21 protein-coding genes and 1 pseudogene are annotated in these 26,817 nt (G+C 74.4%); 8 read left to right on the top strand and 14 right to left on the bottom strand.

Annotation, left to right across the window (positions count from 1 at the left end):
• Positions 1-226: 226 nt before the first annotated feature.
• Positions 227-3,406, top strand: coding sequence for an ATP-binding protein (locus ACGF3A_RS32540; RefSeq protein ID WP_393734005.1), 3,180 nt, complete (start codon positions 227-229; stop codon positions 3,404-3,406).
• Here the strand turns inward: ACGF3A_RS32540 and ACGF3A_RS32535 are convergent.
• The 5 genes from ACGF3A_RS32535 to ACGF3A_RS32515 all read right to left on the bottom strand — a co-directional run bounded on the left by ACGF3A_RS32535 (position 3,381) and on the right by ACGF3A_RS32515 (position 7,773).
• Positions 3,381-4,565, bottom strand: a complete 1,185-nt coding sequence (locus tag ACGF3A_RS32535) for an RNA polymerase sigma factor (protein ID WP_393734004.1) — start codon at positions 4,563-4,565, stop codon at positions 3,381-3,383. The genes ACGF3A_RS32540 and ACGF3A_RS32535 overlap by 26 nt on opposite strands.
• Positions 4,562-4,981 (bottom strand): YciI family protein, encoded by a 420-nt coding sequence (locus ACGF3A_RS32530; RefSeq protein ID WP_393734266.1) that lies wholly within the window; start codon positions 4,979-4,981, stop codon positions 4,562-4,564. Before ACGF3A_RS32530 ends, ACGF3A_RS32535 begins: the two co-directional genes overlap by 4 nt.
• 118 nt (positions 4,982-5,099) lie before the next feature.
• Positions 5,100-5,897, bottom strand: coding sequence for an ABC transporter permease (locus tag ACGF3A_RS32525; RefSeq protein WP_393734003.1), 798 nt, complete (start codon positions 5,895-5,897; stop codon positions 5,100-5,102).
• Positions 5,894-6,868 carry an ATP-binding cassette domain-containing protein gene (locus ACGF3A_RS32520; RefSeq protein ID WP_393734002.1) on the bottom strand — a complete coding sequence of 325 codons (975 nt, stop codon included), beginning with the start codon at positions 6,866-6,868 and terminating at the stop codon, positions 5,894-5,896. Before ACGF3A_RS32520 ends, ACGF3A_RS32525 begins: the two co-directional genes overlap by 4 nt.
• A gap of 26 nt (positions 6,869-6,894) precedes the next feature.
• Positions 6,895-7,773, bottom strand: coding sequence for a helix-turn-helix domain-containing protein (locus ACGF3A_RS32515; protein WP_393734001.1), 879 nt, complete (start codon positions 7,771-7,773; stop codon positions 6,895-6,897).
• Between the two features lie 154 nt (positions 7,774-7,927).
• Here ACGF3A_RS32515 and ACGF3A_RS32510 point away from each other — a divergent pair, with 154 nt between their 5' ends.
• Complete coding sequence (locus ACGF3A_RS32510) at positions 7,928-8,815, top strand: alpha/beta hydrolase (RefSeq protein WP_393734000.1); 888 nt, start codon at positions 7,928-7,930, stop codon at positions 8,813-8,815.
• Between the two features lie 18 nt (positions 8,816-8,833).
• On the opposite strand, the gene ACGF3A_RS32505 is transcribed toward ACGF3A_RS32510, so the two are convergent.
• From ACGF3A_RS32505 to ACGF3A_RS32495, 3 genes are all read right to left on the bottom strand, one after another.
• Positions 8,834-9,466, bottom strand: coding sequence for a response regulator (locus tag ACGF3A_RS32505; RefSeq protein ID WP_393734265.1), 633 nt, complete (start codon positions 9,464-9,466; stop codon positions 8,834-8,836).
• Positions 9,467-9,536: 70 nt separating this feature from the next.
• On the bottom strand, positions 9,537-10,865 hold the full coding sequence (locus ACGF3A_RS32500) for a sensor histidine kinase (RefSeq protein ID WP_393733999.1): 1,329 nt from the start codon (positions 10,863-10,865) through the stop codon (positions 9,537-9,539).
• Complete coding sequence (locus tag ACGF3A_RS32495; RefSeq protein ID WP_393733998.1) at positions 10,862-12,055, bottom strand: glycosyltransferase family 4 protein; 1,194 nt, start codon at positions 12,053-12,055, stop codon at positions 10,862-10,864. Before ACGF3A_RS32495 ends, ACGF3A_RS32500 begins: the two co-directional genes overlap by 4 nt.
• 1,476 nt (positions 12,056-13,531) lie before the next feature.
• Between ACGF3A_RS32495 and ACGF3A_RS32490 the strand changes: the two genes are divergently transcribed.
• Complete coding sequence (locus tag ACGF3A_RS32490; protein WP_393733997.1) at positions 13,532-14,290, top strand: hypothetical protein; 759 nt, start codon at positions 13,532-13,534, stop codon at positions 14,288-14,290.
• Between the two features lie 68 nt (positions 14,291-14,358).
• On the opposite strand, the pseudogene ACGF3A_RS32485 reads toward ACGF3A_RS32490, so the two are convergent.
• Positions 14,359-15,310: pseudogene (locus ACGF3A_RS32485) on the bottom strand (IS701 family transposase).
• Positions 15,311-15,517: 207 nt separating this feature from the next.
• Here ACGF3A_RS32485 and ACGF3A_RS32480 point away from each other — a divergent pair.
• On the top strand, positions 15,518-15,850 hold the full coding sequence (locus ACGF3A_RS32480; protein ID WP_281618065.1) for a type II toxin-antitoxin system PemK/MazF family toxin: 333 nt from the start codon (positions 15,518-15,520) through the stop codon (positions 15,848-15,850).
• A 502-nt stretch (positions 15,851-16,352) separates the two neighbouring features.
• Here the strand turns inward: ACGF3A_RS32480 and ACGF3A_RS32475 are convergent.
• Entirely contained in the window at positions 16,353-17,108 is a 756-nt protein-coding gene (locus tag ACGF3A_RS32475; RefSeq protein ID WP_393733996.1) for a GntR family transcriptional regulator, read from the bottom strand.
• A gap of 116 nt (positions 17,109-17,224) precedes the next feature.
• On the opposite strand from ACGF3A_RS32475, the gene ACGF3A_RS32470 reads away from it, so the two are divergent.
• Positions 17,225-18,091, top strand: a complete 867-nt coding sequence (locus ACGF3A_RS32470) for a (2Fe-2S)-binding protein (RefSeq protein WP_393733995.1) — start codon at positions 17,225-17,227, stop codon at positions 18,089-18,091.
• A 164-nt stretch (positions 18,092-18,255) separates the two neighbouring features.
• Positions 18,256-19,455 (top strand): DUF2637 domain-containing protein, encoded by a 1,200-nt coding sequence (locus tag ACGF3A_RS32465; protein ID WP_393733994.1) that lies wholly within the window; start codon positions 18,256-18,258, stop codon positions 19,453-19,455.
• A gap of 92 nt (positions 19,456-19,547) precedes the next feature.
• Here ACGF3A_RS32465 and ACGF3A_RS32460 read toward each other — a convergent pair whose 3' ends face one another.
• Positions 19,548-20,897 carry a protein phosphatase 2C domain-containing protein gene (locus tag ACGF3A_RS32460; protein ID WP_393733993.1) on the bottom strand — a complete coding sequence of 450 codons (1,350 nt, stop codon included), beginning with the start codon at positions 20,895-20,897 and terminating at the stop codon, positions 19,548-19,550.
• A gap of 390 nt (positions 20,898-21,287) precedes the next feature.
• On the opposite strand from ACGF3A_RS32460, the gene ACGF3A_RS32455 reads away from it, so the two are divergent.
• The gene (locus ACGF3A_RS32455; RefSeq protein ID WP_393733992.1) at positions 21,288-21,800 is read left to right on the top strand and encodes a DUF456 family protein; all 513 of its coding nucleotides are present in this window, start codon (positions 21,288-21,290) and stop codon (positions 21,798-21,800) included.
• 236 nt (positions 21,801-22,036) lie between these two features.
• Here ACGF3A_RS32455 and ACGF3A_RS32450 read toward each other — a convergent pair whose 3' ends face one another.
• Both ACGF3A_RS32450 and ACGF3A_RS32445 read right to left on the bottom strand, forming a co-directional pair.
• On the bottom strand, positions 22,037-22,534 hold the full coding sequence (locus ACGF3A_RS32450) for a methylated-DNA--[protein]-cysteine S-methyltransferase (RefSeq protein ID WP_393733991.1): 498 nt from the start codon (positions 22,532-22,534) through the stop codon (positions 22,037-22,039).
• A gap of 5 nt (positions 22,535-22,539) precedes the next feature.
• Complete coding sequence (locus tag ACGF3A_RS32445) at positions 22,540-24,072, bottom strand: DNA-3-methyladenine glycosylase 2 family protein (protein ID WP_393733990.1); 1,533 nt, start codon at positions 24,070-24,072, stop codon at positions 22,540-22,542.
• Between the two features lie 458 nt (positions 24,073-24,530).
• On the opposite strand from ACGF3A_RS32445, the gene ACGF3A_RS32440 reads away from it, so the two are divergent.
• On the top strand, positions 24,531-25,580 hold the full coding sequence (locus tag ACGF3A_RS32440) for a Clp protease N-terminal domain-containing protein (protein ID WP_393733989.1): 1,050 nt from the start codon (positions 24,531-24,533) through the stop codon (positions 25,578-25,580).
• 3 nt (positions 25,581-25,583) lie between these two features.
• On the opposite strand, the gene ACGF3A_RS32435 is transcribed toward ACGF3A_RS32440, so the two are convergent.
• Complete coding sequence (locus ACGF3A_RS32435) at positions 25,584-26,798, bottom strand: MFS transporter (RefSeq protein ID WP_393733988.1); 1,215 nt, start codon at positions 26,796-26,798, stop codon at positions 25,584-25,586.
• Between the last annotated feature and the right edge of the window lie 19 nt (positions 26,799-26,817).

The raw sequence follows: 26,817 nt of genomic DNA, 5'->3' as shown, positions 1-26,817 counted from the left end.
TGCAGACTGCGACTGCGTCGTGGCTTGTCGCGCAGTTCCCCGCGCCCCTGACGGGGCGCAGCCGTGGCGCCCCGAAGCGCCCCGAAGGGGCTGCTTCAGGGGCGCGGGGAACTGCGCGAGCGACCACGACGCACGCGCGGCCTGCGATGCGCAGCAAGGGGCAGCCGCTGCCCAGCCCTGAAGTAGGGGGCAACCATGATCCGGCTGGACGGCCTAGGGTGCTGTCGTGTCCGTCGAGCTGGCTCTGTTGTCGCGTGTCGCCTGGCGTGGGCGGGAGGTCACCGCGCCGCGCCTGCGGGGGCTGCTCGCGCTGCTCGCCGAGGAGCCGCGCGCCGGGTGCGGCAACGAGCGGCTGGTGGAGGGGCTGTGGCCGGACGCGTTGCCCGAACGGCCGGGGAAGGCCCTGCAGATCCTCGTGTCCCGGGCACGCGCGCTGCTCGGCCCCGAGGCGGTCGTACGGACGCCCACCGGGTACCGGCTCGCCCTCGGCGAGGACCAGGTCGACAGCTCGGCGCTGCTGCTCCACGCCGCCGCCTGCGCCGAACGGGCCAGGGCCGGGGACCACGCGGGAGCGCTGGCCGAGGCCGAGGCGGGGCTCACTCTCTGGGAGGGGTGGGAGGGGCCGGGCGACGAGGGGGCGCCCGACGGGCCCGTGGGCGCGCTGCGTGCCGCCCGTACGCCCGTACGGGACGCGCTCGTTCGCGCGCGGGCCCTCGCGCTCGCGGAGCTGGGGCGGTACGCGGAGGCGGCCGGGCCGCTGGCGGCCCTCGCCGCCGCGCACCCGCGCGACGAGGAGGCGCTCGCCGGACTGCTGCGCGCCGAGGCGGCGACGCGCGGCCCGTCGGCGGCGCTGACGCGTTACGAGGCGTACCGCCGCGAGTTGCGCGACGCGCTCGGCACGGAGCCGGGCGCCGCGCTCCGCGCCGTCCAGCGGGAACTGCTGCGCGACGAGCCGCCCGTGGTCCGGCACGGCGTGCCGCACGAGCCGAATCCGCTGCTCGGGCGGGACGCGGACCTCGCGGCGGTCGAGGAGCTGCTGGGCGCCTCGCGCGCCGTCACCGTCGTCGGCACGGGCGGTCTCGGGAAGACGCGGCTCGCGCACGCCGTGAGCCGCCGGGCCGGGCAGCGGGTGGTCCACTTCGTGCCGCTCGCCGGGGTCACGGCGGACGAGGACGTGGCCGCCGAGGTCGCCTCCGCGCTCGGCGCGGGCGAGGGACGGCACGGAGGTGCCGTGCTCGGGCGCGCGCCCAGCGACCCGGTCGCGGCCGTGCGGGGCGCGCTCGGCACGGGGCCCGCGCTGCTGGTGCTGGACAACTGCGAGCACGTCGTACGGGGCGCCGCGGCGCTCGTCCACGCCCTCGTCTCGGCCTCGCCCTCGGGCGAGCTGCGGGTGCTGGCCACGAGCCGGGCGCCGCTGGGCCTGACCTCGGAGGCCGTGTACGCGCTGCCGGAGCTGGGGCCCGGCACGGCGGCCGAGCTGTTCGTCCAGCGGGCGCGGGCCGCGCGGCCCGGCGTGGAGCTGGCCCCGGACGCGGTCGCCGACGTGTGCCGCCACCTCGACGGGCTGCCGCTCGCCGTGGAGCTGGCCGCGGCGCGCGTACGCGCCCTGTCGGTGCCGGAGATCGCGCGCCGTCTCGCCGACCGGTTCGCGCTGCTGCGCGGCGGCCCGCGCGACGCGCCGGAGCGGCACCGGACGCTGCGCGCGGTCGTGGAGTGGAGCTGGAACCTGCTCACGGAGGACGCCAGGGCGGCGCTGCGCACGCTCTCCGTCTTCCCCGGCGGCTTCTCCGGCGAGGCCGCCGCGCATCTGCTGGGCGGGGACGCGCTGCCCCTGCTGGAGCAGGCCGCCGACCAGTCGCTGCTGACCGTCGCGGACACCCCGTCGGGGGCCGTGCGGTACCGGATGCTGGAGACCGTACGGGAGTTCGGCGCGGCCCGGTGCGCCGAGGCGGGCGAGGACGAGGCGACCCTGGACCGCTACCTCGCGTGGGCGCGGGACTTCGGTGCAGCCCACCACGAGGCGCTCGTCGGCTCCGACCCTCTGCCCACCTGGGAGCGGATCAGGGCCGAGCAGGACAACCTCGTCCTGGCCCTGCGGCACGCCCTGGCCCGTACGGACGGCCCGGCGATCGCCGCGCTCACCGCCGTCCTGGCCGCCCTGTGGTCGACGGACCTCAACTACCCCCGCCTCGTCGCCCTCGCCGCCGACACGGGCCCACCCCTGTCGCACTACCGCCCCGAACCCGCGTACGTCGAGGCCGCCCGCGCCGCCGCCGTGCTGTGCACGGTGAGCCTCTTCATGGACTACGGCCCGCGCGCCGTGCGCCAGCTCGTCACCCTCCGGCGGCTGCCCCCGGCCCCGCCGGACACCCCGGCGCGCGCCACGGCGGCCGTGCTGGCCGCGATCCCCGAGATGCGCCCGCCCCGCTACGAGGTCCTCGACTCCCTCCGCACCAGCGAACACCCCCTGGTCGTGGGCCTCGCCGAGTGCGTCGCCACGTACGTCTGGACGTACGAGCACGACCTCGACCGCACCCTCGCCTCGGCCCGCCGGATGATCGCCGCGCTGGAGCCCGTCGACATCCCGGCCGTACGGGTCATGGCCCACGCCCGGATGAGCGAGCTGTGCCTGCGCCTGGCCCGGGGCGACGAGGCGTACGCCCATCTCCACGCGGCCCACGCGCTCCTCCCCCGCCTCGGCGACGAGCACGACTACAGCGGCATCCACCAGGGCCTCGCCCTCGCCTGCCTGCAGCGCGGGGACCCCGACGAGGCCGAGGGCTGGCTCCGGCGCGCCGAAGCCCTCGACGCCCCGCCGGACGGCGCCTTCTACAGCCCCGAACCCGGCACCCACGCCGAGATCGCCCTCGCCCGTGGCCGTACGGAGACGGGCCTCGCCCTCTGGCGCGCCGCCGTCGACCGGCTGGGCGAGGCGGCCGTGCCCCACGAGGGCGACCCCTGGCTCGACCCCTGGGCGCTCGGCATCCGGTCGGCGGCGGTCACCGCCCACGCCCACGCGGGACGCCTCGACCTCGTCCCGGACACGCTCGCGGGACTGCGCCGGGCGCTCGGCACGCTGCTCGACGACACTCCCGGCCCATCTAGTACGCCCGTCGAGCTGCCCGTGCTGGGGACGGTGCTGCACGCGCTCGGCATGGCGGCCCTCTCGACGGAGGACATCCCCGCCGCCCGGCGCGTCCGGCTGCTCGCCCTGGCCGAACGGCTGTGCCCGCCCCGCGAGTTCCAGCCCACGATGTCCGCTGACCGGGCCCGCCGGGCGGCGGAGGCCGCGGACGCGGAGGCGTACGCGGCAGCCGTCACGGAGTACGCGCGGCTGGACCGGGAGGGGTTGCGCGCGGCGGCCCGCGCGCTCGGCCCCGTCAGGCAGACCCCAGCCGGGTGTTGAGTCGGGCGGCCTGGCGGGTGAGGTGGTCGCGTTCGGCGAGGTTGGGGGCCTGGTGGGCGGCCTCGGCGTACAGGCGGGCGGCCGTCGTCAGGTCGCCGTCGCGTTCGTGGAGGTGGGCCGCCACCGCCGTGCGGCGGGGCAGCGACTCGTCCAGCGCCGCGAGCGCCGCCAGCCCGGCGCGGGGCCCGTCGGCCTCGCCGACGGCGACCGCGCGGTTGAGCCGGACGACGGGGCTGTCGGTGAGGCGGGCGAGTTCGTCGTACCACTCGACGATCTGCACCCAGTCGGTCTCCTCCGCCGTACGCGCGTCGGCGTGCAGCGCCGCGATGGCGGCCTGGGCCTGGAACTCGCCCAGCCGGTCGCGGGCGAGCGCCGTCTGGAGGATGTCGACGCCCTCGGCGATCGCCGCGGTGTCCCACAGCGCGCGGTCCTGCTCGGCGAGCGGCACCAGGCAGCCGTCGGGCGCCGTACGGGCCGCGCGGCGGGCGTGGTGGAGCAGCATCAGGGCGAGCAGCCCCGCCACCTCGGGGTGGTCGAGCGCGGCGGCGAGCTGCCGGGTGAGGCGGAGGGCCTCGACGGCGAGGTCGACGTCCCCGGAGTAGCCCTCGTTGAAGACGAGGTAGAGGACGCGCAGCACGGCGGAGACGTCGCCGGGCCGGTCGAACCGTACGTCCGAGACGGTGCGCTTCGCGCGGCTGATCCGCTGCGCCATGGTCGCCTCGGGCACCAGGTACGCCTGGGCGATCTGCCGCGTGGTCAGCCCGCCGACGGCGCGCAGCGTGAGCGCGACCGCGGACGACGGGGTCAGCGAGGGGTGGGCGCAGAGGAAGTAGAGCTGCAGCGTGTCGTCCGCGCCGGGCACGGGGCCGGGCGCGGGCTCCTCCTCGACCGTGTCCTCCCGGCGCCGCCGTGCGGCCTCGGAGCGCGCCGCGTCGAGGAACTTGCGCCAGGCCACGGTGACCAGCCAGCCCTTCGGATCCCGGGGCCGCTCCCCCGGCTCCCCCGGCTTCCCCGGCCAGACCCGGAGGGCCTCCACCAGGGCGTCCTGCACCGCGTCCTCGGCCGCCGCGAAGTCGGCTCCGCGGCGGACGAGGACGGCGAGCACACCCGGCGTGAGGCTCCGGAGCAGGGCCTCGTCGAGCGGAGAGTCCGAGGTCATGCGGGGTGGCACTCCGGGTCGGTCGGCTGGGCGGTCATGAAGGGGCGGAGTTCGAGCCACTCGTGGATCGGGGCGCCGCCCGCGCCGGGGGCGGCCGACAGCTCCCCGGCCAGTTCGAGCGCGCGCTCGTAGGTGTCGACGTCGATCACCATCCACCCCGCGATGAGGTCCTTGGTCTCCGCGAACGGGCCGTCCGTGACCGGCGGGCGGCCCTCGCCGTCGTAGCGGACGAACGTCCCCTCGGGGGCGAGCGCCTGGCTGTCCACGAACTCGCCGGTCTCCTGCAGCCGGGACGCGAAGTCCCGCATGTACGTCATGTGGGCCGAGATCTCCTCCGGCGTCCACTTGTCCATGGGGACGTCGTTGGCGGAGGCGGGGGCGCCGCGGTAGTGCTTGAGAAGCAGGTACTTCGCCATGGTGATCTCCTCGGTGCGGGTGCGGCCCATTCTGGCCGCGTTCACACCGGGGACGGAGCCGGACGCGGGTTCTCGACATCCCGCGGCAGACTTTCTCGATTTTTTTTCTCGCTCGGGCTCAGCGCGGTTCGCGGTCGTAGAGCGACTTGGCCCAGACGTAGCCGAGGGCGGCCAGTGCGAGGCACCAGGCGAGGGCGAGCCAGCCGTTGTGGCCGATCGCGCTGCCCAGCAGCAGGCCGCGCAGGGTCTCGATGGCGGGCGTGAAGGGCTGGTACTCGGCGACGGGCTGGAACCAGCCCGGCATCGCCTCCACCGGCACGAAGGCGCTGGAGAGGAACGGCAGGATGATCAGCGGCACCGCGTTGTTCCCCGCCGCCTCGGGGTTCGGGCTGATCAGGCCCATGCCGACGGCGATCCAGGTGAGCGCCAGGGCGACGAGCGTGAGCAGGCCGAGGGCCGCCAGCCACTCCAGCGCTGTGGCGTCCGTGGAGCGGAACCCGATCACCACCGCGACCGCGCCCACGACGACCACGCTCAGGACCGAGCGCAGCACGCTCCCGGCGACGTGCCCGATGAGCACCGAGCCGCGGTGGATCGCCATCGTGCGGAAGCGGGCCACGATGCCCTCGGTCATGTCGAGCGCGACGGACACGGCCGTACCGACGAGCGTGCCGCCGATGGTCATCAGCAGGATGCCCGGCACGAGATAGGCGATGTAGTCCGCGCGCTCGGCGCGCTCGCCGTTGATGCCCGTGCTCATCACGTCGCCGAAGATGTAGACGAAGAGCAGCAGCAGGACGATCGGCGTGAGCAGGACGTTCAGGGTGAGGGACGGGTAGCGCCGGGCGTGCAGGAGGTTGCGGCGCAGCATGGTGGCCGAGTCGCGTACGGCGAGGGGCAGGGCGGGGGCGCTCATCGGACGGCCTCCTTCGTCCCGCCGCCGGTCAGGGCGAAGAAGACGTCGTCCAGGTCGGGGGTGTGCACGGTCAGTTCGTCGGCCTCGATCCCGGCGGAGTCCAGCCAGTCGAGGATCGCGCGCAGTTCGCGCTGGCTGCCGTCGCTGGGCAGCTGCAACGCCTGCGCCTCGTCGTCCACCTGGGCCTCGCTCAGGCTCGCGGCGGCCTTGCGGTACGCCGCCGGGTCCGCGAAGCGCAGCCGTACATGCCCGCCGGGGATCATCCGCTTCAGCTCGTCGGCCGACCCCTCTGCCGCGATCTTCCCCTCGCTCAGCACCGCGATACGGTCCGCGAGTTCGTCGGCCTCCTCCAGGTACTGGGTGGTGAGGAAGACCGTCACGCCGCCCGCCACCAGCTCCCGGATCACGCCCCACATCGAGTGCCGGGAACGCGGGTCGAGGCCGGTCGTCGGCTCGTCGAGGAAGATGATCCGCGGCGAGCCGACCAGCGTCATCGCGAGGTCGAGGCGGCGCTTCATGCCGCCCGAGTAGGTGAGGGCGGACTTCTTCGCCGCGTCCGACAGGTCGAAGCGCTCCAGGAGTTCGGCGACCACGCGCCGCCCCTCGCGCCTGGACAGATGGTGCAGGTCCGCCATCAGCAGCATGTTCTCCTCGCCGGTGATCAGCCCGTCCACGGCGGAGAACTGCCCGGTCACCCCGATCGCCGCGCGGACCGCCTGCGGCTCGGCCGCCAGGTCATGGCCCCCCACCCGCAGCTCGCCCGCGTCCGCGCCCGCGTCCGCGGAGATGAGCGTGGAGAGGATCTTCACGGCGGTGGTCTTCCCCGCGCCGTTCGGGCCGAGCAGGGAGAAGACGGTTCCCTCGGGGACGGCCAGATCGATGCCGTCGAGCACGAGCTTCTCGCCGTAGGACTTGCGCAAGCCGATGGCCTGGATGGCGTACGGCGGTCGAGGTGGTGGCGGTTTCGTCATGCCGCAGAGCGTGCGGCAGGGCGGGTTCAGCGCGGTTTCACTCCGGTTTCAGCGGCGGCTCCGGCCACCCACGAGGCGAGGATCCGCAGGCCGTCGTGGGAGGGGGTGCCCGGCTCGGCGGTCCAGACGACGAGCTGCTGGTCGGGATCGTTCGCGCAGGTCAGCGCGTCCCAGTCGAGCGCCAGCTCGCCCGCGACGGGATGGCGCAGCACCTTGCTGCCCCCGCGGTGCCCGGTCACCCGGTGGTGGCCCCACCAGCGGCGGAAGTCGTCGTCCCGCAGGGACAGCTCGCCGACGAGCCGCACCATGCGCGGGTCCCGCGGAGCACGCCCCGCCTCCCTGCGGAGAATCTCGACGCAGGAACGCGCGGTGTACTCCCAGTCGGCGTGGAGCGCTTTCATGGCGGGATCCGTGAAGACCAGCCACGCGTAATTGCGGTCCTTCTCCGGAAGGCGCGAGAAATCGGTGAGCAGCGCGGCGGCCATCGCATTCCAGGCGAGAATGTCCATACGGCGGCCGAGGACCAGCGCCGGGGTCGTCGTCAGCTCTTCCAGCACCCGGCGAAGCTGCGGCTCGACCTTCTGCACGGACTTCCGCGGCGTTCCCGACAGGCGGCCGGCGGCCTTTCCCGCCAGCTCGAAGAGATAGTCGCGCTCCTCCTCGTCCAGCCGCAGCACCCGCGCGAGGGTCTCCAGGACCGGCGTGGACGCCTGCCTGCGGCCCTGCTCAAGCCGGGTGTAGTAGTCGGTGCTGATCGACGCGAGCAGGGCGACCTCCTCGCGGCGCAGCCCTTTCACCCGGCGCTTGACGCCGCTGTCGGGCAGTCCCACGTCACGGGGGCCGAGCCCGGCCCTGCGCGCCTTGAGGAACGCGCCGAGTTCGACGGGGTGCGCTGCGCTGCTCATGCGGCAAGTCTCGCAGAGAACGCCTCGCGTGTGAGGGGGACAGTTCTGTCCCAGGGACAGGGCTGTCCCGGGCCGGAAGCGGCCCATTGTGGGCCCGGGAAACGCGTGTGAATCTCGAACCCGGAATTCCCGCTCCACGAACGAGGCGAGAGAAATGCAGACCGACGTCACCTTTCCCAGCAACGGAATACGGCTGGCGGCCCACCTCTACACACCCGCCGCCGCCGAAGGCGCCCGGCTCCCCGCCGTCGTCGTCGGCCACCCGACGACCGGCGTGAAGGAGCAGACCGCCGCCGTCTACGCCCGCCGCCTCGCCGCCGAGGGCTACCTCGCGCTGGCCTTCGACGCCGCGTACCAGGGCGAGAGCGAGGGCGAGCCGCGCGGCCTGGAGAACCCGTTCCAGCGCGCGGACGACTTCCGCGAGGCGGTCTCGTACCTGACCACCCGCGACGACGTGGACCCCGGGCGCATCGGCGTCCTCGGCATCTGCGGCTCGGGCGGCTACGTCCCGTTCGCCGCGCAGACCGACCACCGGATGCGGGCCGTGGCCACCGTCAGCGCCGCCGACGTGCCCGGCTTCTTCCGCGACGCCGACCCCGAGGGCTTCCGGAAGTGGGTCGCGCGGTCCGGGGAGCTGCGCTCCGAGGAGGCCAGGGGCGAGCCCGCGACGCTGGTCAGCGCGGTGCCGGACGAGGTGGACGCGTCGACCCCGGCGCCCGTACGGGAGTTCTACGACTACTACCGCACGCCCCGCGCCCAGCACCCCCGCTCGACCAACCAGTGGGTGCTGCGCAGCGTGGAAGGGATGGCCCACTTCGACTCGTACGCGAACGTACGCATGATCGCGCCGCGTCCGCTGCTGATGATCGTGGGCGGCGAGGCGTTCACGCGCCACTTCAGCGAGGACGCGGTCGCGAGGGCGGGCGAGGGCGCCGAGCTGTTCACCGTCGAGGGCGCCACGCACGTGGACCTCTACGACCGGGACGAGGCCGTCGCCCCGGCCGTCGCCAAGCTGGCCGAGTTCTTCGGCGAGCACCTCTGACCGTTCTCCTGGGGAGGGCTACCGGCGCAGATACGCCAGGACCGCGAGGACGCGGCGGTGGTCGTCCGGCGCGGGCGGGAGGTCGAGCTTGGTGAGGATCGACCGTACGTGCTTGACGACCGCCGCCTCGCTCACCACGAGGGCGCGCGCGATGCCCCCGTTGGAACGGCCCTCCGCCATCGCCGCCAGCACCTCGCGCTCCCGCGCGGTGAGCCGGTCGAGCGGCGAGTCGGCGCGCTGCCGGGCGAGCAGCCGCCGCACCACCTCGGGGTCGATGACGGTGCCGCCCGCGACGACCCGTTCGAGCGCGTCCACGAACTCGGTGACCTGGCCGACCCGGTCCTTGAGCAGATAGCCGACGCCGTCGCCGGTGGCGAGGAGTTCGGAGGCGTACGAGTTCTCGACGTACTGCGAGAGGACGAGCACGGGCAGCGCCGGGCGTTCCGCGCGGAGTTCGAGGGCGGCGCGCAGGCCCTCGTCGCGCAGGCCCGGCGGCATCCGCACATCGGTGACGACGAGGTCGGGCTCGTGCGCCGCGACGGCGTGGAGCAGTTCGGTGGCGTTCCCGACGCCCGCGCAGACCTCGTGGCCGAACCGGCCCACGATCTGTGTCAGCCCCTCCCGCAGCAGGACCGAGTCCTCGGCGATCACTACCCGCACACCCGCACGCCCTCTCCGTTCCCTGCCACCCGAACCCGGCCCTCATCAACCCGGCCCTCATTCAACAGGGCAGCTCCAGCCGCACCACCGTCGGCCCGCCCGCCGGGCTCGACAGCCGCAGCCGCCCGTCCTGCGCCGCGAGCCGGTCCGCGAGCCCCGTCAGCCCGGAGCCGCCCGCCGGGTCGGCGCCGCCCCGCCCGTCGTCCCTGATCTCGACGACCAGCAGGTCATGGTCGCCCGAAGGGGTGGGCTCGTAGCACGCGCGGACGCCCGCGCGCCCGGCCCCGCTGTGCTTGGCGATGTTCGTGAACGCCTCCGCCACCGCGAAGTACGCCGCCGCCTCCGCCGCCTCCGGCGGGCGCCGGTCCGCCAGCCCGGTCACGTCGACGTCGACGGGCACCGTCGAACGTTCCGCGAGGGACTCGATCGCGGCCCCGAGGCCCCGGTCCGTCAGCACGGAGGGGTGGATGCCGCGCACGAGGTCGCGCAGCTCGTCCAGGACCGCGCGCGCCTCGTCCTGCGCGCGGGAGACGAGCGCCGGGTCCGCGTCGAGCTTCGCGAGGCCGAGCGTCATGATGAGCCCCGTCAGCCGCTGCTGCGCGCCGTCGTGCAGATCGCGCTCGATACGGCGCCGCTCCCCCTCGAACGCGTCGGCCATCCGTGCCCGCGAGGCCGTGACCTCGACGAGCCGCGCGTCCAGCTCCTCCTCGCGGCGCGGCCGTACGAGCACGGCGCGGGTGAGGGCCGCCCGCGCGCCCGCGACGCTCGCGAGGAGGTACGCGCCGAGCACCGCGAAGACGGGCGTCAGCAGCAGCCAGGGCAGCACCTGCGCGGGGCGGGTGAGGACGATGTCCGAGCCGTACATCACCTGCTCGCCGCCGAGCACGAGGACCATCGCGAGCGGCTGGCTGAGGACGGCGAACCCGGCCACGAAGACGACCCCCAGGTCGACGGCCGCGAGCACCGCGTTGAGCAGCGCGAAGCCGAACTCCAGCCAGGTCCCGGGCGACTTGGCCCGCCGCCACAGCCGCCGTACCCAGCGCGTGCCCCGGCGTCCGCCCGGCGGCGGGGCGGGCTCCTCCTCGTCCGGGAGCGGCACCGCGCGGGGGTCGATCCAGCGCAGCCGCGTACGTTCGAGCGTGGCGAGCCCGACGGCGGTGACGGGGATGCAGAGCAGGGCCAGCACGCCCACGCCCACCGGGAACAGCAGCAGCCCGGCGGAGAGCAGCCCGAGCGCGAGGAAGAACCAGCCGACGCCGAACACGCCTCCGGCGAGCAGATAGCCGAAGGCCCGCCAGGGCCAGGAGGAGAGCAGGAAGCGCCGCGGCCCGCGCGCCAACGCCCGCCACACCCCGCTCCCGGCCGTGCTGGCAGTGCTGATGTCCGTCACGCCTTGACGGTAAGGGACCCGGTGAGGGAGTCGGTGCGGGACCCGGTGCGGGACAGCAGGTCCCGCAGCCGCCGCGCCGTGGCGTCCCAGCTCCACTCCCGTACGGCCCAGGCGCGGCTCTTCTCGCCCATCGCTCGCATCGCGCCGGGCGCGGTGAGCAGTTCGACGAGGCGGTCGGCGACGGCCCGTACGTCGCGGCCGTCGGCCACGTGCCCCGTCTCCCCCTCCCGTACGGTCGCGGGCGCGCCGCCCGAGCGCCCGGCGAGGACGGGCAGTCCGGCCGCGGCGGCCTCCAGGTAGACGATGCCGAGACCCTCCGCCTCCAGCCCGAGGCGGCGGTCGCGGCAGGGCATGGCGAAGACGTCGGCCGCCGCGTAGTACGGCGGCAGCTCGTCGTGCGGACGCCCGCCCGCGAACACCACGGCGCCGGGCGGCACTCCGGGCGTCTCCCGCGCGAGACGGCGCAGCCGTCGCCCGTACGGGCCCTCGCCGACGAGCAGCAGCGTCGTCCCCGGCACGGCCGAACGGACGCGGGGCAGCGCCCGGATGAGCGTGTCCTGCCCCTTGCGGGCCACGAGGCGGGAGACGCAGAGGATCACGGGCCGCTCACCGAGCCCGAACCGCCGTCGTACCTCGGCGCCCTCCCCCGTCGTGTCCCCGGGCGTGAACAGGTCCGGGTCGACGCCAGGCGCGAGCCGTTCCAGCCGGGCGCCGGGGCCGGGGCGGAGGGCGCGGGCGACGCGGCGGCGGGTGTGCGCGGTGAGGCAGGTGACGGTGTCGCACTCGTCGCCGACGCGGCGCAGCAGCTGCCGGGTGCCGGGGACGGCGGCCCACCACATCTCGTGCCCGTGCGTGGTCGCGACGGACGGCAGGCCGATCGGCCCGGCGAGCAGCCCGAGCGGGGCCGCGGCCCCGAACCAGACCCGGTCACAGCCGTAGCGGGCCACGAGCGCCCGCGCCGTCGCCGCCGTGCGCGGCGTCGGCAGCAGCCATCGCGCCCGGTCGCGGACGACGGGGTAGGGCTGGGCCGCGTCGAACTCCTCGACGGACGCGCGGCCGCACGGCCCACCGTCCGAGGTGTAGACGAGGACCTCGTCCGGCGGGAACCGGCGCGCCATCTCGTGCACGAAGGTCTCGATGCCGCCCCGGCGCGGCGGGAAGTCGTTCGTGACGATCAGCGTTCGGGGCATGGTCGCTCCTCCAGAGTGCGCACAGGGCGAGAACGGCGGGGTAGACGAGATAGCCGAAGCGGGAGGCGGGCATCAGCGCCATGGCGGCCAACAGTCCGATGGCAAGCCGCAGTTGGGCCGCGCGCACATCCGTCGGCGGCCGTACGACGAGGGAGCCGCCCACCACCAGCGCGGCGGCCACCAGCAGCGCCACGGCCGTCGCGTGCCCGTACGGGCCGAGCGAGGCGAGCAGCGTGCCCGGCAGGGGCGCGGCGGCGGGCGAGGCGGCGTCGGCGAGACCGAGGGGGTAACGCACGGTGTTGGCGACGAAGCCGCGCGGGTCGGCGAGCGCGGGCAGCGCCACCCCGCCCACCAGCACGGGCACGGCCACCGCCGCGTACCGCACCGCGCCCGGCCCTCCCCTCCGGACGGCGACGAGCACCAGCCCCACGGCGAGCGCGGGCCACGCGGTCGCCTTGAGCGTCCCCGCCACCGCGAGCGCGAGCCCGCCGGCCCCCGGCCGCCCCTCGCCCGCCAGCACGAGGCCGAGGCAGACGAGGCCGATGACGGGCAGATCGTCACCGCCGGTGGCGAGCGGCTGCGCGAGCAGCGGCGACCCGGCGAGCAGCGCGAACGCCCGTGGCCGCGCCCGCAGCGCGACGGCGAGCGCGCCGAGCGCCACGAGCGCGAACACCCACCGCGCGTCGACCCCGGCGACCCGGTGCGGCACCCCGAAGAGCGCCATCCCCGGCAGGTACGGGTTGTACGCCCCGTACCCCTCCCCCGCCAGCTCCTCCGGCCCGAGGTACGGCGTCCCGGCACCGAGCAGCCGCGCCCCCGCCCGCTGCACGACGCCGACCTCCTCCTGCGCGCTCCCCGTGGCGGCGAGCACGGCGAGCGGCAGCAGGGCCGCCCCGCAGAACACCCCGGCGGCGACCACTCCGCGCGGCACCCGCGACGCGACGGCCAGCACGACCGCGGCACCCCCGTACGCGCAAGCCGCGAGTATCCCCCACGTGCGGTGCGGCGGCAGCGAGGTGACGAGCGCGGTCCCCGCCGCGAACAGCGCGAACGCGGCGTGGAGCAGGGCGGATTTCCGCGCGGAGTTTCCCCAAGAGACGGTCACACCCCCACCGAACCGCCCCCGACCCCCCGCCCTCATTCCCACGAGGTGCCGAACAGGGGTAGAGCCAGCTCTACCGGGGAGTCGGGGGTTCCACGGAGGTCCCCTTGTGAACGGAAGAACAGGACGCCGGGTCGGGCGGCTACCCGGAACGGGTGAAGTCCCAAGAAGAGAGGGCCACTTGCCCACCACCGCCCCTCCCCCCTCACACCCGCCCCTCGTGACCCCCGGCACAGTTGTCACACACGCTCTCCGAGTAAAACTTTGTGAACTGATTCACACCAGCCCCTTGGCGGTGTGCCACACTCCGTGCTGAGATGCGCTCACATCCGGCTCAATGGCGCGCTTGGGAGGGCACTGTGGCGGACACCGCCATGTCACGTTCGGAACGGCTGGGCCCGGGAAGCCCACTCGGGCAAGCCGTGTGGCGGCTGCGCTCACGCGGCTGCTGGGACGACGCGGCGGCGCTCCTGGAGCCGCACTCCGAGAAGGTTCCGGACGCGGCCGTGGGGCGCGCGTCGCTCCTCGTCGAGCGGTGCATGTTCACCGCGGACGGCTGGGCGGAGGCCGAGGACGCGCTGCGCGTCGCCGAGGCGGTCGCGCAGGACGACGACGAGCGCGGCGCGGCGGCCTGCGAGCGCGGTCAACTCGCCTACGCCTCCACGGTCCTGGGCGTCCGCGACCGTACGGACGAGGCCCGCTCAGCGCTCGGCAGGGCCGCGGCACTCCTGGCGCCCAACGCGCCGGGCCGCGCCCTGCTCGACTTCCGCCGCGGGCTGCTCGCCGAGAACCTCAGCGACACCCCCGACGCGGCCCGCGCCGCCTACCGCCGCGCCCACGCGGGCGCGACCTCGCGCGACGACTTACTGCTGTGCTCCTTCACCTGGCGGCACCTGGCCGGGCTCGCTCTGCGCGAGGGCGAGACGGCTGAGGCGCGGCACGGGTTCGCGGAGTCTTTGCGCCTGCGCGAGGAGTTGGGCTTCCTGGTCGGCATGGCCCCGGCCCTCGCCTCCCTCGCCGACGTCGAGCCCGACCCCGAGGCGTCCCGCCTCCGCGAAGAGGCCCGCCGCCTCTTCCGCCTCCTGGGCGGAGTCCCCACCTGGCTAGCCGCCCGCCTCTCCCCCACGACGTGAGCCCCCCGCCGTTCAAGACGACGGGGCTTGCCCCTTCTCCCTAGTACTCCAGCCGTAGATCGTGATCTTCATGGCTGCAGGGTGGTCTGGCGGCGGTAGTGGCTGTGGCGGGCGCGGGCTTGATGGCGTCGGCGCCAGGTCGACCAGCGCAGTCGGTGGGCGGTGTCGAGGAAGGCGTGCGCGAGCAGGGCCAGCGTGACCCGCCGGTGCCAGGAGTCCCAGCGGCGCACTTGGTGCTCGTCCAGCCCCGCCAGGCCCTTCGAGCTCTGGAACGTCGCCTCCACGGTCCAGCGGCTTCCCGCGACCTTGACCAGCGTGGAGAGCGGCACTGGTCGGGGCGAGTAGCAGCGGTAGTAGGCCAGTTCGCCGGTGGTGTGGTTGCGGCGGATCATCAGGTGCTGATGGCCCGTCGGATCACCTGCGGTGATGGCGACCAGCGCCCAGTCGTACCAGCGGTGTCCCTTCGCGCCGCGTCCGGCGGACAGCTTCTGCCAGGCCCGGCGCGGGACGCGTTTGGCCAGGTGGTCGGCGCGCTGGGGACCGGCTGCGGTGAGGACACGGTGGGTGCACGAGACCGCGAGCACGTAGCCGAGTCCGCGCTTCTCCAGCGCGGCGCGCAGTTTCGGGTTGTCGCCGTAGACCTCGTCGCCGGCGGCGGTCCCGGTCGCCGGTCCAGGGCTTCGGCAGGTACAGGGCGCGGTCGATGCCCACGTGACCGTGGCGGGAGGTGTAGGTGAGGTAGACGGCAGCCTGGGAGTTCTCGATCCTGCCCGCAGTGCCGGTGTACTGGCGCTGGACGCCCACGGTGTGCGTGCCCTTCTTCAGATCGCCGGTCTCGTCGACCACCAGCACGGCCTCGTCATCGGCCAGGTGCTGCAGCCCGCCCGGAGTGGCGTCCCCGACGTGCTCGGCGATCGTCCAGCAGTTCTTGCGCGGCAGGTCCGCAAGCAGCCCCAGTACCAACTGCCGTGCCCGAGAACGGGGTTCGTCCCGGGCGAACCGGCCCGCGATCCGACCCATCAGGCCCTCGAACACATCCCGCCAGCCAGCAGGGACTACGCTGTTACCTGCGGCCACCGCATGATCTTCTGCATTCACACACCGATGATCAGCGGTGGCGCAGCCGTCTTCTCACCAGCCCTGACCAGCCAACCTCACGATCTGTGGCTGGAGTAGGCGGCTACCGAAGGGGCGATGCAGGCGCGCCGTCCCGTGTCAGGAGGACATATGCGACGTGGCGAAGTCTGGTGGGCAGATTTCGACGAGCGCAGGGCAGTCGTACTGCTGTCCGGAGAGGAGGCGTCCGGTTTCCTGGCGATGCAGGTCGTCGCTCCCGCGGGCACCGATCTCAGCGGCGTGGCCGTTGAGGTGACAGTAGGTGCCCCCGAAGGACTGCCCCTCGAAGGCGTCCTCAGAGTCGCACTTCCACGTCCCGGCCTCATCCCTTGCACTTGGCTGGTCACCCTGACCAGGGAAGACCTGATCGGGCAGGTGGGCGTCCTGCCGTCCGCGAAGCTCGGCGAGATCGAGGACGCCCTTCGCCTCGGTGGACTTGAGTAGGCGAAGAACGACGGACGCCACCGATGGCGCGGCCGATCTCGTCCAGATGGCCAACGGTGGCCACGCCCATATCAGCGGTGCCCCACCCGCAAGATCACGATCTACGGCTGGAGTACTAGGGGCACGGGCCTGTGTCTGATGTGCGGCTCCGCCGCGTGGGCGCGCCGGGCCCAAAACGTCGGGGCTTGCCCCTGCTCCCTCAGGGGCGCGGGGCTGTGTTTGATCTGCGGCTCCGCCGCGTGGGCGCGCCGGTCACGACACGTCGGGGCTTGCCCCTCTAGGGGCGCGGGGAACTGCGCGACAAGCCACGACGCACTCGCAGTCCGCGAAGCACAGCCCGGGGCTCCCCGGGCGCGGCCCCGTTGCGCGGGGCACCCGGCGTGGAGGCTGCGCTTGCCAACCCTGCGCCTTGCGCAGACTTCCCAAGCACAGTGGAGGGAGAAGCGCAGAGCTCCCAAGCACAGTGGGCGGAGGGAGAAGCGGGCCAGCACCCGGAGTTCGGTTAGCCAGAGCCGTAGTGGGAGCGGGTCAGGGTTTCTACCGAGGCGAGGTCGCGCGCGGCCAGGGCGTCGAGGAGGGCGAGATGGTCGGAGGCCTCAGCGAGAAGATCGGTCACCCCAGGACGCGGCGCGGCCCGCACCGCATAGCGCTGGGCGCGGACGTTGACGTCCTCGACGACAGCGACCAGCTGCCGGTTGCCGGTGAGCTCCAGCACCGCCCGGTGGAACCCCCGGTCCGCCTCCGCGTACGCGGCACGGTCGCCGCGCGCCGCCGCCTCCAGCGTGGCCTCGGCGGCGGGCCGCAGCTCGTCCCAGCGTTCGGGCTGCACGGTCCGGGCGAGGCGCAGCACCGCCGGGACCTCCAGCAGCGCCCGTACCTCGGCGAGTTCGGCGAGGTCGCGAGGGCTGTGCTCGGCGACGCGGAAGCCGCGGTTGGGGATGGTCTCGACGGCGCCCTCGCTCGCGAGCTGCTGCATGGCCTCGCGTACGGGGGTGGGTGAGACGCCGAAGAGGGAGGCGAGGGCGGGCGCCGAGTAGACCTCGCCGGGGGTGAGTTCGCCGGAGACGAGCGCGGCACGCAGGGCGTCCAGGACCTGCGCCCGTACGGAGTGCCGCTGCGGCAGTCGCGCACCGGGAGCCGGCGGCTCACTGTGCACATGCTCACCGCGCACGGCGACGCCGGCGGCGGCCTGCTCAGGAACGCGGGGCGCCGGACGCACGGCGGCCCGTATGGACGGCTCCGCTCGGGTCTGCTCCATCTGTCCCCTCCAGGTGTCGAAAAGCACGATAGGCGGACGGGACGCGAGATCAAACCTCACGGGCGATCCGCTAAGGTAAGGCTTACCTGCTAACGATCGTCGATTCGGTGGTCCCCATGACCGTGCCCACCCTCGCCTCCGCAGCCTCTGACCTCCCGCCCGTGTCTCCTCTCGCCCCCGCCTACGCCCGGTTGAACGAGGTCTTCCCCGCGCTGCGCGTGACGGAGACCACTCCCGGCGACGGCGAGCCGCTGCCCCAGGGCGAGGGATGGGTGCGCGCGGCGGAGCTGGCCGAGGGCGGCGAGGCGCTGGCCGGGTTCCTCTCCTGGGACGACGAGCAGATCCGCCGCGACTACGGGGAGCAGGCGCGGCCCGACGTGATCGCCAGCTTCGGCCTGCACCGTTACGCGTGGCCCCTGTGCCTGCTGGTGACGATCCCGTGGTTCCTGCACCGGCGCGTGCCCCGCGTCCCCGTGGAGGACGTCGCGTTCCAGCGGACGCTGGGCCGGCTCGTCGTCCGTACGGGTACGTTCGCGTGCCTGCCGGGCGACCCCGCCGCCGAAGCGCCGGGCGCGCGGGTCGTCCCCGACGAGGAGGCCCTGCGCGCCGAGGTGCGGGCGGCCGTCGCCGAGCACCTGGAGCCGGTGCTGGCCGGATTCCGCCCCCGGATGCGGCGCGGGGCACGGGCCCTGTGGGGCATGGCCTCGGACGAGATCACCGAGGGCCTCTGGTACGTCGGGCACCTGCTCGGCGAGGAGGAGCGTGCCATGCGGGAGGCCGGTGAGCTGCTACCGGGCCGCGCGGCGCCGTTCGCACAGGGTGCCGGGTTCCGCGAACTGACGGGCCCCCGGGGCGAGTCGCTGGCGACCCGCGACCGGGCGAGCTGCTGTCTCTTCTACACGTTGCGCCCCGAGGACACCTGCGTCACCTGCCCTCGCACCTGTGACACCGAGCGGATCGAGCGGCTGGCCGCGACCCGCTAGCCCGTTCGACCCAGAACGCCCCAATCCGAGGGCATGACCGCCCTTTAGCGGCCTCTTGCGCCGAAAACCTCTGACGGCCGTCACGATTCCGCCAGGATGCTCGGCGACAGCCACTACACCCGTGACACGACACCCGTGAACAGGCCGGCAAGGGGCACAGCCGCATGAGACTGACGGACATATCGCTGAACTGGGTGCTGCCGAGCGCCGTACTGCTCTTCGGCGCCCTGACAGCGGTGATCGTGATGGCGCAGTCGCGCTACCACGCGAAGCACAAGAAGGACGACAGCGGCCAGTCGGCGCCGCAGGATTCATGGGAACGCATGGAGGAACGCCGCCGTCGCAAGGAGACCGTCTACGCGACGGCCGCCTATCTTCTGCTCTTCTGCTGTGCGGCGGTCGCCGCCGCACTCTCCTTCCACGGACTGGTCGGCTTCGGCCGCCAGAACCTCAACCTCTCCGGCGGCTGGGAGTACCTGGTCCCCTTCGGTCTCGACGGCGCGGCGATGTTCTCGGCCGTGATCGCCGTCCGGGAGGCCAGCCACGGTGACGCCTCGCTCGGGTCCAGGCTGCTGGTCTGGATCTTCGCGGGGGCCGCGGCCTGGTTCAACTGGGTCCACGCGCCGCGCGGCCTCGGCCACGACGGAGCGCCGCAGTTCTTCGCCGGGATGTCGCTCTCGGCCGCGATCCTCTTCGACAGAGCGCTCAAGCAGACCCGTCGCGCGGCCCTGCGCGAACAGGGCCTGGTGCCGCGCCCGCTGCCGCAGATCCGGGTCGTGAGGTGGCTGCGGGCGCCGCGCGAGACGTTCGGCGCGTGGTCGCTGATGCTGCTGGAGGGCGTACGGACGCTGGACGAGGCCGTCGACGAGGTGCGGGACGACCGTCGGCGCCAGGAGGAGGACCGCACCCGCAGGAAGGATCAGGAGCGGCTCGACCGCGCCCGGGTCAAGGCCCTCAACAGACAGCACCGCATCTGGAACAGGGGCCGCGGGCCCCAGCACGTCGACGTCGAGATCACCGCGGGCACGCCGACGTCCGCGAAGGCCGCGGCGCCGCTGCCGCCCGCCGCCGCCCAGCCCCAGGCCCAGGCCCAGGAGGCCGACGGCGACGAGGGTCCGCCCGCCGGTCAGCTGCCGGTCACGGAGGTGGTGGGCAGTACGCCCCGGAGCCGCCCGGCGCTCCAGGCGGTCTCCGGCGACGGTGACGGCGAGGAGACGACGGGGAAGCGGACCCGCGGCGGACGCCGGGGCGACCGAGGCGAGCGGGGTGATGCCGCCCAGGCGTCCGCCGAGTCCAACCCGGCCAGTCCCCGGCTGGACTCCCTGGAGGAGAAACTCGCCGAGATCGAGCGGCAGTTCGGCTGATCCAGCGCCTGGCGCCCAGTACCCAGCACCTACGAGAGCCCTGTTCCCGGTCCGGCCTGACCGGGAACAGGGCTCTTCTCATGTCTGCTCCGTCACGACTCCCAGACCGCTACGGCCGTACGGTCGCCCCCGTACCCCTCGGCGGCCCGGTGCTGTACGTCCGAGAGGAACCCGGAGAGGCCCGGCGCCCCCTCCGCCCAGCGCTCCCTGAGCAGCTCCGCGAACGCGCGCTCCTCACGCACCGGCTCGGCCATCCCCGGGCCGCACAGCAGCAGGACGTCGTCCTGCCGGGCCTCGGACGCGCGGAACCGGAACGGTTCGGCGCGCGGCTCCTCCGGCGGCTGTTCGTGGAAGCCGTCGCGCGCCGCGGCGGCCCGCGCGGCGGGGTCGTCCAGCCGGGTCGTCCCGAGCTTCATCGTGGGCCGTGACCCCTGCGACAGCTCATCCTCGTCGTCGTCCTCCTGCTCGGCCTCCTCGACGCGCGGCTCGATGTCCTGCCACGCCCCGTCCCGCAGCCGGAACAGGCCACCGTCCCCGATGCCGAAGAAGACCCTCGTCCCGCACCGCGGGTCGGCGGGCAGCAGCAGGCAGCGCAGGTCGGCGGAGTGCGCCTCCGGGTCCAGGCCGAGGGCGGCGGCCTGCGCCCGGAGCTTGCCGTAGGCACGGTCCGTCAGCCGGTTCAGGCCCGATTTGAGCGCGCCCCTGCGGCCCGCGTGGATGTCCTCGGCGAGCCGCGCGTGGCTGCGCCCCACGGCGCCCCCGATCGAGTGGCAGACCTCGCGCGCGGCCCTGTGCCCGCCGCTCGCGACCGCCACCAGGAGCAGTGTGCTCCCGCCCGAGCCGAACCGCGCCGTGAGCAGCGCGTCGCCCCGCAGCGCCCCCGCCTCCCGCGCGGCCTCTCCGCGTGAGGAGACGGCACGCAGCGTGAGCGTCCCGTAGTGCGCCCCGTCCAGCGCCGTGTCCGGAACCAGCTCCCCCAGCGCGGCCGGATCCGCCATGGGCAACGTCGCGGGCGCCACCGCGTCGTCCGGCTCCCTCGCCGGAGAGACCGTGGCGAGCGGAACGGTCCCGGTCATCGACGGCGCGGGCCCGAACCCCGCCTGCGCCTCGGGCATCGAAGGCGGGTCCGGCAGCTCCGGAGCCTCCGGCAGCTCGGGCGGCGGGGGCACGTCAGGAGCGTCCGGCAGAGCCTCCGGCCGCGGCTCCGGCCCCGGCTCACGGGCGGGCTCGGTGCCGGGCCCCGGCACCGAGGGAGCGGGAACGGACGGCGGCCCGGGCACCGAGGGTGCCTCCGGCATCACGGGGGCCTCCGGCACATCGGGGGCCTCCGGCATCGCAGGAGGCCCGGGGACGTCCGGGGGCGCGGGCACGTCCGGGGACTCCGGTACGTCAGGGGGCGCGGGCGCCTCCCGGATCCCCGGAACCTCCGAAGGCTCAGGCACCCCCGGAGACCTGGGCACGTCCGGCGTGCTCGGGGGCCCGGGCTCCGGTCCCTGCGCCGGGACGCTCTCGTCGGGCTCTTCGGGCTCTTCGGGCTCTTCGACGGCTTCCGGTTCGCCCGGTGGCGTGCGGTCCTCGGCGACTCTCAGGCCGACTGTCTGTGTCACTGAGGCGAAGCGGTCGTCCATCGTGTCCCGGGCTCGAGAGCGTCCCGTGTCCGAGGCTTCCGCGTCGTACAACTGGGCCCACCAGTCATTGCGTTCGCCGGAGTCCGGGCCGTGCTGCTCCCCCTGATCGCTCATGCGGGCATTGTCTCGCGCGAAGAGCGCGCGGGAAGGCCGTACGGAAGAACACGGCGGGCGGAGACGCGTGTGTTCGGGCAGGCTTTCTCCATGGGCACCACGGGGACCCTGGGACTGGGCACGTCGCTGCCCGTGCTGGTGGGCCTGGTCATGCTGCTCGGCACGGTCGGCACCGTGCTTCCCGGCGTACCCGGTCCGCTCGTCGTGTGGGCGGCCGTCTTCTGGTGGGCGATGGACCGGCAGACGACGCCCGCGTGGTGGCTGCTGACGGGCGCGACGGGGCTGTTGCTGCTGAACGCCGCCGTGCAGTTGCTGCTGCCCCGGCGGACCCGCCCGCGCGACGCGACGGACGTACGGCGGCGGGCCCTGCTCTTCGCCGGGGGCACCGGGATCCTCGGGTTCTTCCTGGTGCCGGTCGTCGGCGTCGTACCGGGGTTCGTGGGCGGGATCTACGGCTGGGAACGGGTACGGCTCGGCAGCCACGGGGCCGCCGCCGCGTCCACCCGTACCGTCATGCGCGCGGTGGGCTGGCGAATGCTGGCCGAGTTGGCCGCGTGCCTTGTCGTGGCCGGAGCCTGGCTGGGCACGCTGATCTGGGCCTGACGGCACCGTGGCTACTGGGCAGGGGCTGCCCCGTCCTGTGTGTCGCAGACTGCGACTGCGTCGTGGCTTGTCGCGCAGTTCCCCGCGCCCCTGAAGGGGCGCTCCCAGGAGCGCCCTCAAGGGGCGCGGGGAACTGCGCGAGCAACCACCCACAACCCGCAGCCTGCAACACAGCAGGCGGGGCAGCCCCTGCCCAGTAGCCACGCAGAGGGCAACCCTGACTCGCCGGACACGCCCTACACGGCCACCCCCTCCAGCGTGAGGAGCCGCTCCTTCCGTTCCAGGCCGCCCGCGTACCCCGTGAGGGAGCCGTCGGCGCCGATGACGCGGTGGCAGGGGCGGACGATGAGCAGCGGGTTCGCGCCGATCGCGCCACCGATCGCGCGTACGGCCGCGCGCGAGGCGCCGATACGGGCCGCGATCTCGCCGTACGTCGTCGTCGCGCCGAACGGGATCGTGTCCAGCGCCTCCCACACCCGCTCCCGGAACTCCGTGCCGCGCGCCGCGAAGTCGAGCCGGAACTCCTTCAGTTCACCGGCGAAGTACGCGTCGAGCTGGCGGCGGGTCTCGGCCAGGACGGGCGCCGTGGACGACGGTGCGTCCCGCCGCCACTCCGGCTGGACGGTCGCGCCGCCGCGCTGCCCCGGGACGGAGACGGAGGCGAGGGCCGTGCCGTCGTCCGTGGCGACGAGCAGCAGCTCGCCCAGCGGGCTGTCGTAGGTCGTGTACCGCATGGGCGTCAGCCTTTCTCGGGGGTGAGGGAGAGCGCGTGCCAGAGGTGGTGCAGCGCGTACGAGCGCCAGGGCCGCCAGTGCTGGGCCCGCGCGGCGGTCGTGCCGGTGAGCTCCAGGCCGTGCCGTACGCCCGCGTCGCCGGGCAGGAAGACGTCGGGGTCGCCGAGCGCCCGCATCCGGATGTAGCCCGCCGTCCAGGGGCCGATGCCGGTGAGCGCGAGCAGGGCCCGCTCGGTCTCGTCCCGGTCGGCGCCGGGGCCGAGGGCGACGGCGCCGTCGGCGAGCGCGGTGGTGACGGTGCGCAGGGCCGTACGCCGGGACTCCGGCATGCCCAGCTCCTTCAGCGGCGCGTCCGCGAGGCTGCCCGCGTCCGGGAAGACGTGCGTGAGCCCGCCGTCCGGTGCCGCCAGCGGCTTGCCGTACGCGGCGACGAGCGTCCCCGCGAGCGTACGGGCCGCGCCGACCGTGATCTGCTGGCCCAGCACCGCGCGTACCGCCAGCTCGTGCGGGTCGGCGGCGCCGGGCGAGCGCAGTCCGGGCGTACGGGCGAGGAGCGGGCCCATCGCGGGGTCCTCGCCGAGCGTCTCGGCGACGGCGTACGGGTCGGCGTCCAGGTCGAAGAGGCGGCGGACGCGCTGCACGGCCGTCGTGAGGTCGCGCAGGTCGGCCAGGTGCAGCCGGCAGTCCAGCCAGCCCTGCCCCTGCCCCTGGCCCTGTCCCCGCCCCTCGGGGTCGGGACCCGTGTCCTCGTCGACCTCCGTGATCCCGATGCCGTACGGCAGGGACAGCGTCCTACGGTACGTACGGGCGCCGGGCTCGCCGCGGATCTCCTCGATGCCGGGGATCGCGCGGCGCTCCAGGAAGTCGAACACGTGCGCCGCCGCGTACGGCCCCCGGTACGCGAGCCGCAGCGTCACCCCGCCCGCCTCGGCCTGCGCGGAGCAGCGGATCTCCGGCCGCCCGGCCGGTCCGTGCCCGCCGCGCGCCGCCGCGTCGCGCAGGGCGCTGGGCGTACGGGCGTAGATCTCGCGGACCGTGTCGTTGAACTGCCGGACGCTCGCGAAGCCGGACGCGAACGCGACCTCCGTGACCGGCAGCGGCGTCGTCTGGAGGAGCACCCGCGCGGTGTGGGCGCGCTGCACGCGGGCCAGCGCGACGGGTCCGGCGCCCAGCTCGGCGGTGAGCTGCCGCTGCACCTGGCGCGAGCTGTAGCCGAGCCGACGGGCGAGCCCGGCGACGCCCTCGCGGTCCACGACGCCGTCGCCGATCATGCGCATCGCGCGGCCGACGAGGTCCGCGCGGACGTTCCACTCCGCCGAGCCCGGCACCGCGTCGGGGCGGCACCTGCGGCAGGCCCGGAACCCGGCGCCCTGTGCGGCGGCGGCCGTCGGGTAGAACCGGACGTTCTCCCGCTTCGGGGTCACGGCCGGGCAGCTCGGGCGGCAGTAGATCCCCGTCGTCCGCACGCCGAGGAAGAACACGCCGTCGAAGCGTGCGTCCCTGCTGCGGACCGCCTCATACTTGCTCTCCTCTGTCATCACGCTCTCCAGTCTGCGGTGCCCTCCGGGGGTTTTCTGGCGGGAATCGGACATGACGGTGCGTCGTGATGGGGCGGCTACGCACGGATGCGTAAATCCCCGGTGCCCTGCCGGGTGCCCGGTCTCGTGCGAACGCGCCCTACCGATCGCGGGCTACGGGAGGGGGGCGCCCGGCCGGGGCGCGCTCGGGGACGCGCGGGTGTACGCGGTGGCCGGGGCATCGTCCCGCCGCCGTCGCGGGGCCGGGGCGCGTGAGCCGATCTCCTGTCCGGTCGTGGCGGGCGGGGAGCTGGCTGCTGCCGCGCGGTGGTACCGGTCTCGTCCTCTCGCTCCGCTCGTGCCACGCCGGTGGCCGTGGGTCTCAGGGTGCAGAGCTAGATCCTTCTGCGGGGCGATGCGGGTTCCGTGCCGGTCGGAGAGGCTGCTGCGCAGGACCGGCGAGGCAAGGAAAGGGCCGCATGACAGCGACCACGTCACCCGACTGGAACACCGTGGGAATCCTGGGGGCCGCGCGCGGCGCGCGGCCGGACGCCGAGGGGCCCATCGGAAGCGAACACCTGCTGGCCGGGATCACCACGGCCAAGGGCGCGGCACGCGAAGCGCTCGCCGCTGAAGGGGCGACCAAGGTCGCGCTGCTGGCCGTGCTGCGGGACCGCGCGGAGCGGGACGGCGCGTGGAGCGTCGATGACGACGCGGAGGGGGCCGTCACCGGGAAGGACATCCTGGGAGAGGACGGCGAGGAGCGCATCCGTTACACGGGCGAGGCGGCCCGCGCGCTCACCGCCGCGCGGGAACGGGCAGGGCGGGCCGGTGCCAAGAAGTTCGGCGCCGAGCAGCTGCTGCGGGGGCTGTTGGACGGGGAGAACCGCGCGGTGGAGGTGCTGGGTGCGTGCGGCGTCTCGCCGCAGGCCGTGCTCGACCGTCTCGACGGTGGCGCCGGGAGTGCCGCGAGCGACGGGGGTCAAGGCGAAGATCTCGGGCCTCTGTTGCACGCCACCCGTGACGTTCTCCTCGGCCACCGTCACTACCGCCGGGCGCCCTGGTGGATGCGGTGGCTGCTCAAGCGCAGTGGGATCAACTGGGCCGCGCGGCCCGCCTGGTGGGTCCGGATGGAGACCTACGAGCAGGCGCGCCGTCTCGGCAGCGACACGGTCGGCACCGAGCATGTGCTGCTCGCGGTCCTGGCCACCCACGAGGTCGCGCTCCGGTACCCGCACCTGGCGGGCGAGGGCGACCCCGCTCCCGGCTCCCGGTACGCGGGCGGGGAGCGGCTGGCCCGCCTGGGCCTGGACCACGCCTCGGTGCACGGTGCCCTGGTCGCCGGTGACCGCGTTCGGCTGACGTCCGATGCCCGGCCCGTCGAGCAGTACATCGACGCGACCGCCGACGCCGACGGCCGGGAAACGGCGCCCGATCCGGGCACGGGGCCGCTGGTCGAGGCCCTCTTGGGAGAGGAGACGCGCGCGCGGCTACTGGTCGACGCGCTGACCGCCCGTCCCGACAGCTGACCGTCACGTCGCCCTGCGGTCCCGCCAGGCCGGGACGAGGGCGGTCAGCATGAGGAGGGCGGTCAGGGCGAACGCCCAGGGGTAGCCGATCAGGCCGGTCACCGTGCCGAAGCCGACCGCGCCGATGCCCATGCCCGCGTCGTAGGCGATGTTCCACAGGGCGCTGACCGTTCCGTAGCCGGAGGTCGTGACCCGGGAGTACATCAGGGTGAGGGTGGCGCTCTGGGTGACGCCGAACCCGGCCCCGAACACGGCCGCGCCCACGACGACCGCCACGGGTACGCCCGTGAGCGCGAGGACGAGGATGCCGACGGCGGAGAGGAGCAGTCCGGGGATCACCAGTCCACCGGCGCCCCGCCGGTCGGCGCGGCGTCCCGCGAACCAGCGGGAGGCGGTGGCGGCGGCCGGTTGGATGAAGAGCGCTGCGGCGACCACGGCCGAGTTGCCCGGCGCCACGGCCAGCGGCAGGAACGTGACGACGATGCCCGCGCCGAGTGACGTCACCGCGAACACCGCCGTGGGGCGGCCCAGCGCCCCCGAACGGGCCCCGGCGAAGATCCCCAACGGCGGTCCCGCCGACGCCTCCCGTCCCGGCAGGCCCGGCACGGCGGCGATGGCGAGCAGCGCGGCCAGCGCCGCCGCCGTGAAGACGGGGCCGTACCCGGCGTGCGCCGCGAGCCAGGTCCCGAGCGGCAGACCGATCAGCGACGGCACCCCGGCCATGATGCCGATCAACGCCAGTCCCTCCCCTCGGCGTTCGGAAGGGATGAGCGCCGCCGTCAGCGCGCCTCCCGCGACCAGCGTGAACGCGAAGCCGAACCCCCTGACCAGGCACACCGCCACGATCGCCGTCATGTTCTGCGACCCCGGCACGGTCAGCACCAGCGCCGGGGCGCCCAGCAGGAACAGCCCCACGCCCAGCATCAGCCGGTAGCCGCAGCGCGCGGCGAGCCACGGCGCCAGCACCTCGCCCGCCACCGTGGTCAGCATGAGCGATCCGGTGACCAGTCCCGCCCTGTCGCCCCCGCCGTCCCCGCCGCCCGGAGTGCTCGTGGCGTACATCGGTACGACCGACAGCAGCAGGAAGAAGCTCACCGAGGAGCCGATGACCGTGACGAAGCGCAGCAGGAGCGGGCGGGTCACGAGGGGCGGCTTCGGCTGCCGTGCCTCGGCTACGCGTTCCTCGGGCTCGGGATCGGGATCGACGGAGGGGGCCATGCCCGAAATCTAGGGGACG

Source organism: Streptomyces sp. NPDC048172, assembly GCF_043202595.1.
Lineage (GTDB): Bacteria > Actinomycetota > Actinomycetes > Streptomycetales > Streptomycetaceae > Streptomyces.
This window is presented reverse-complemented; position numbering and strand designations above follow the sequence as displayed.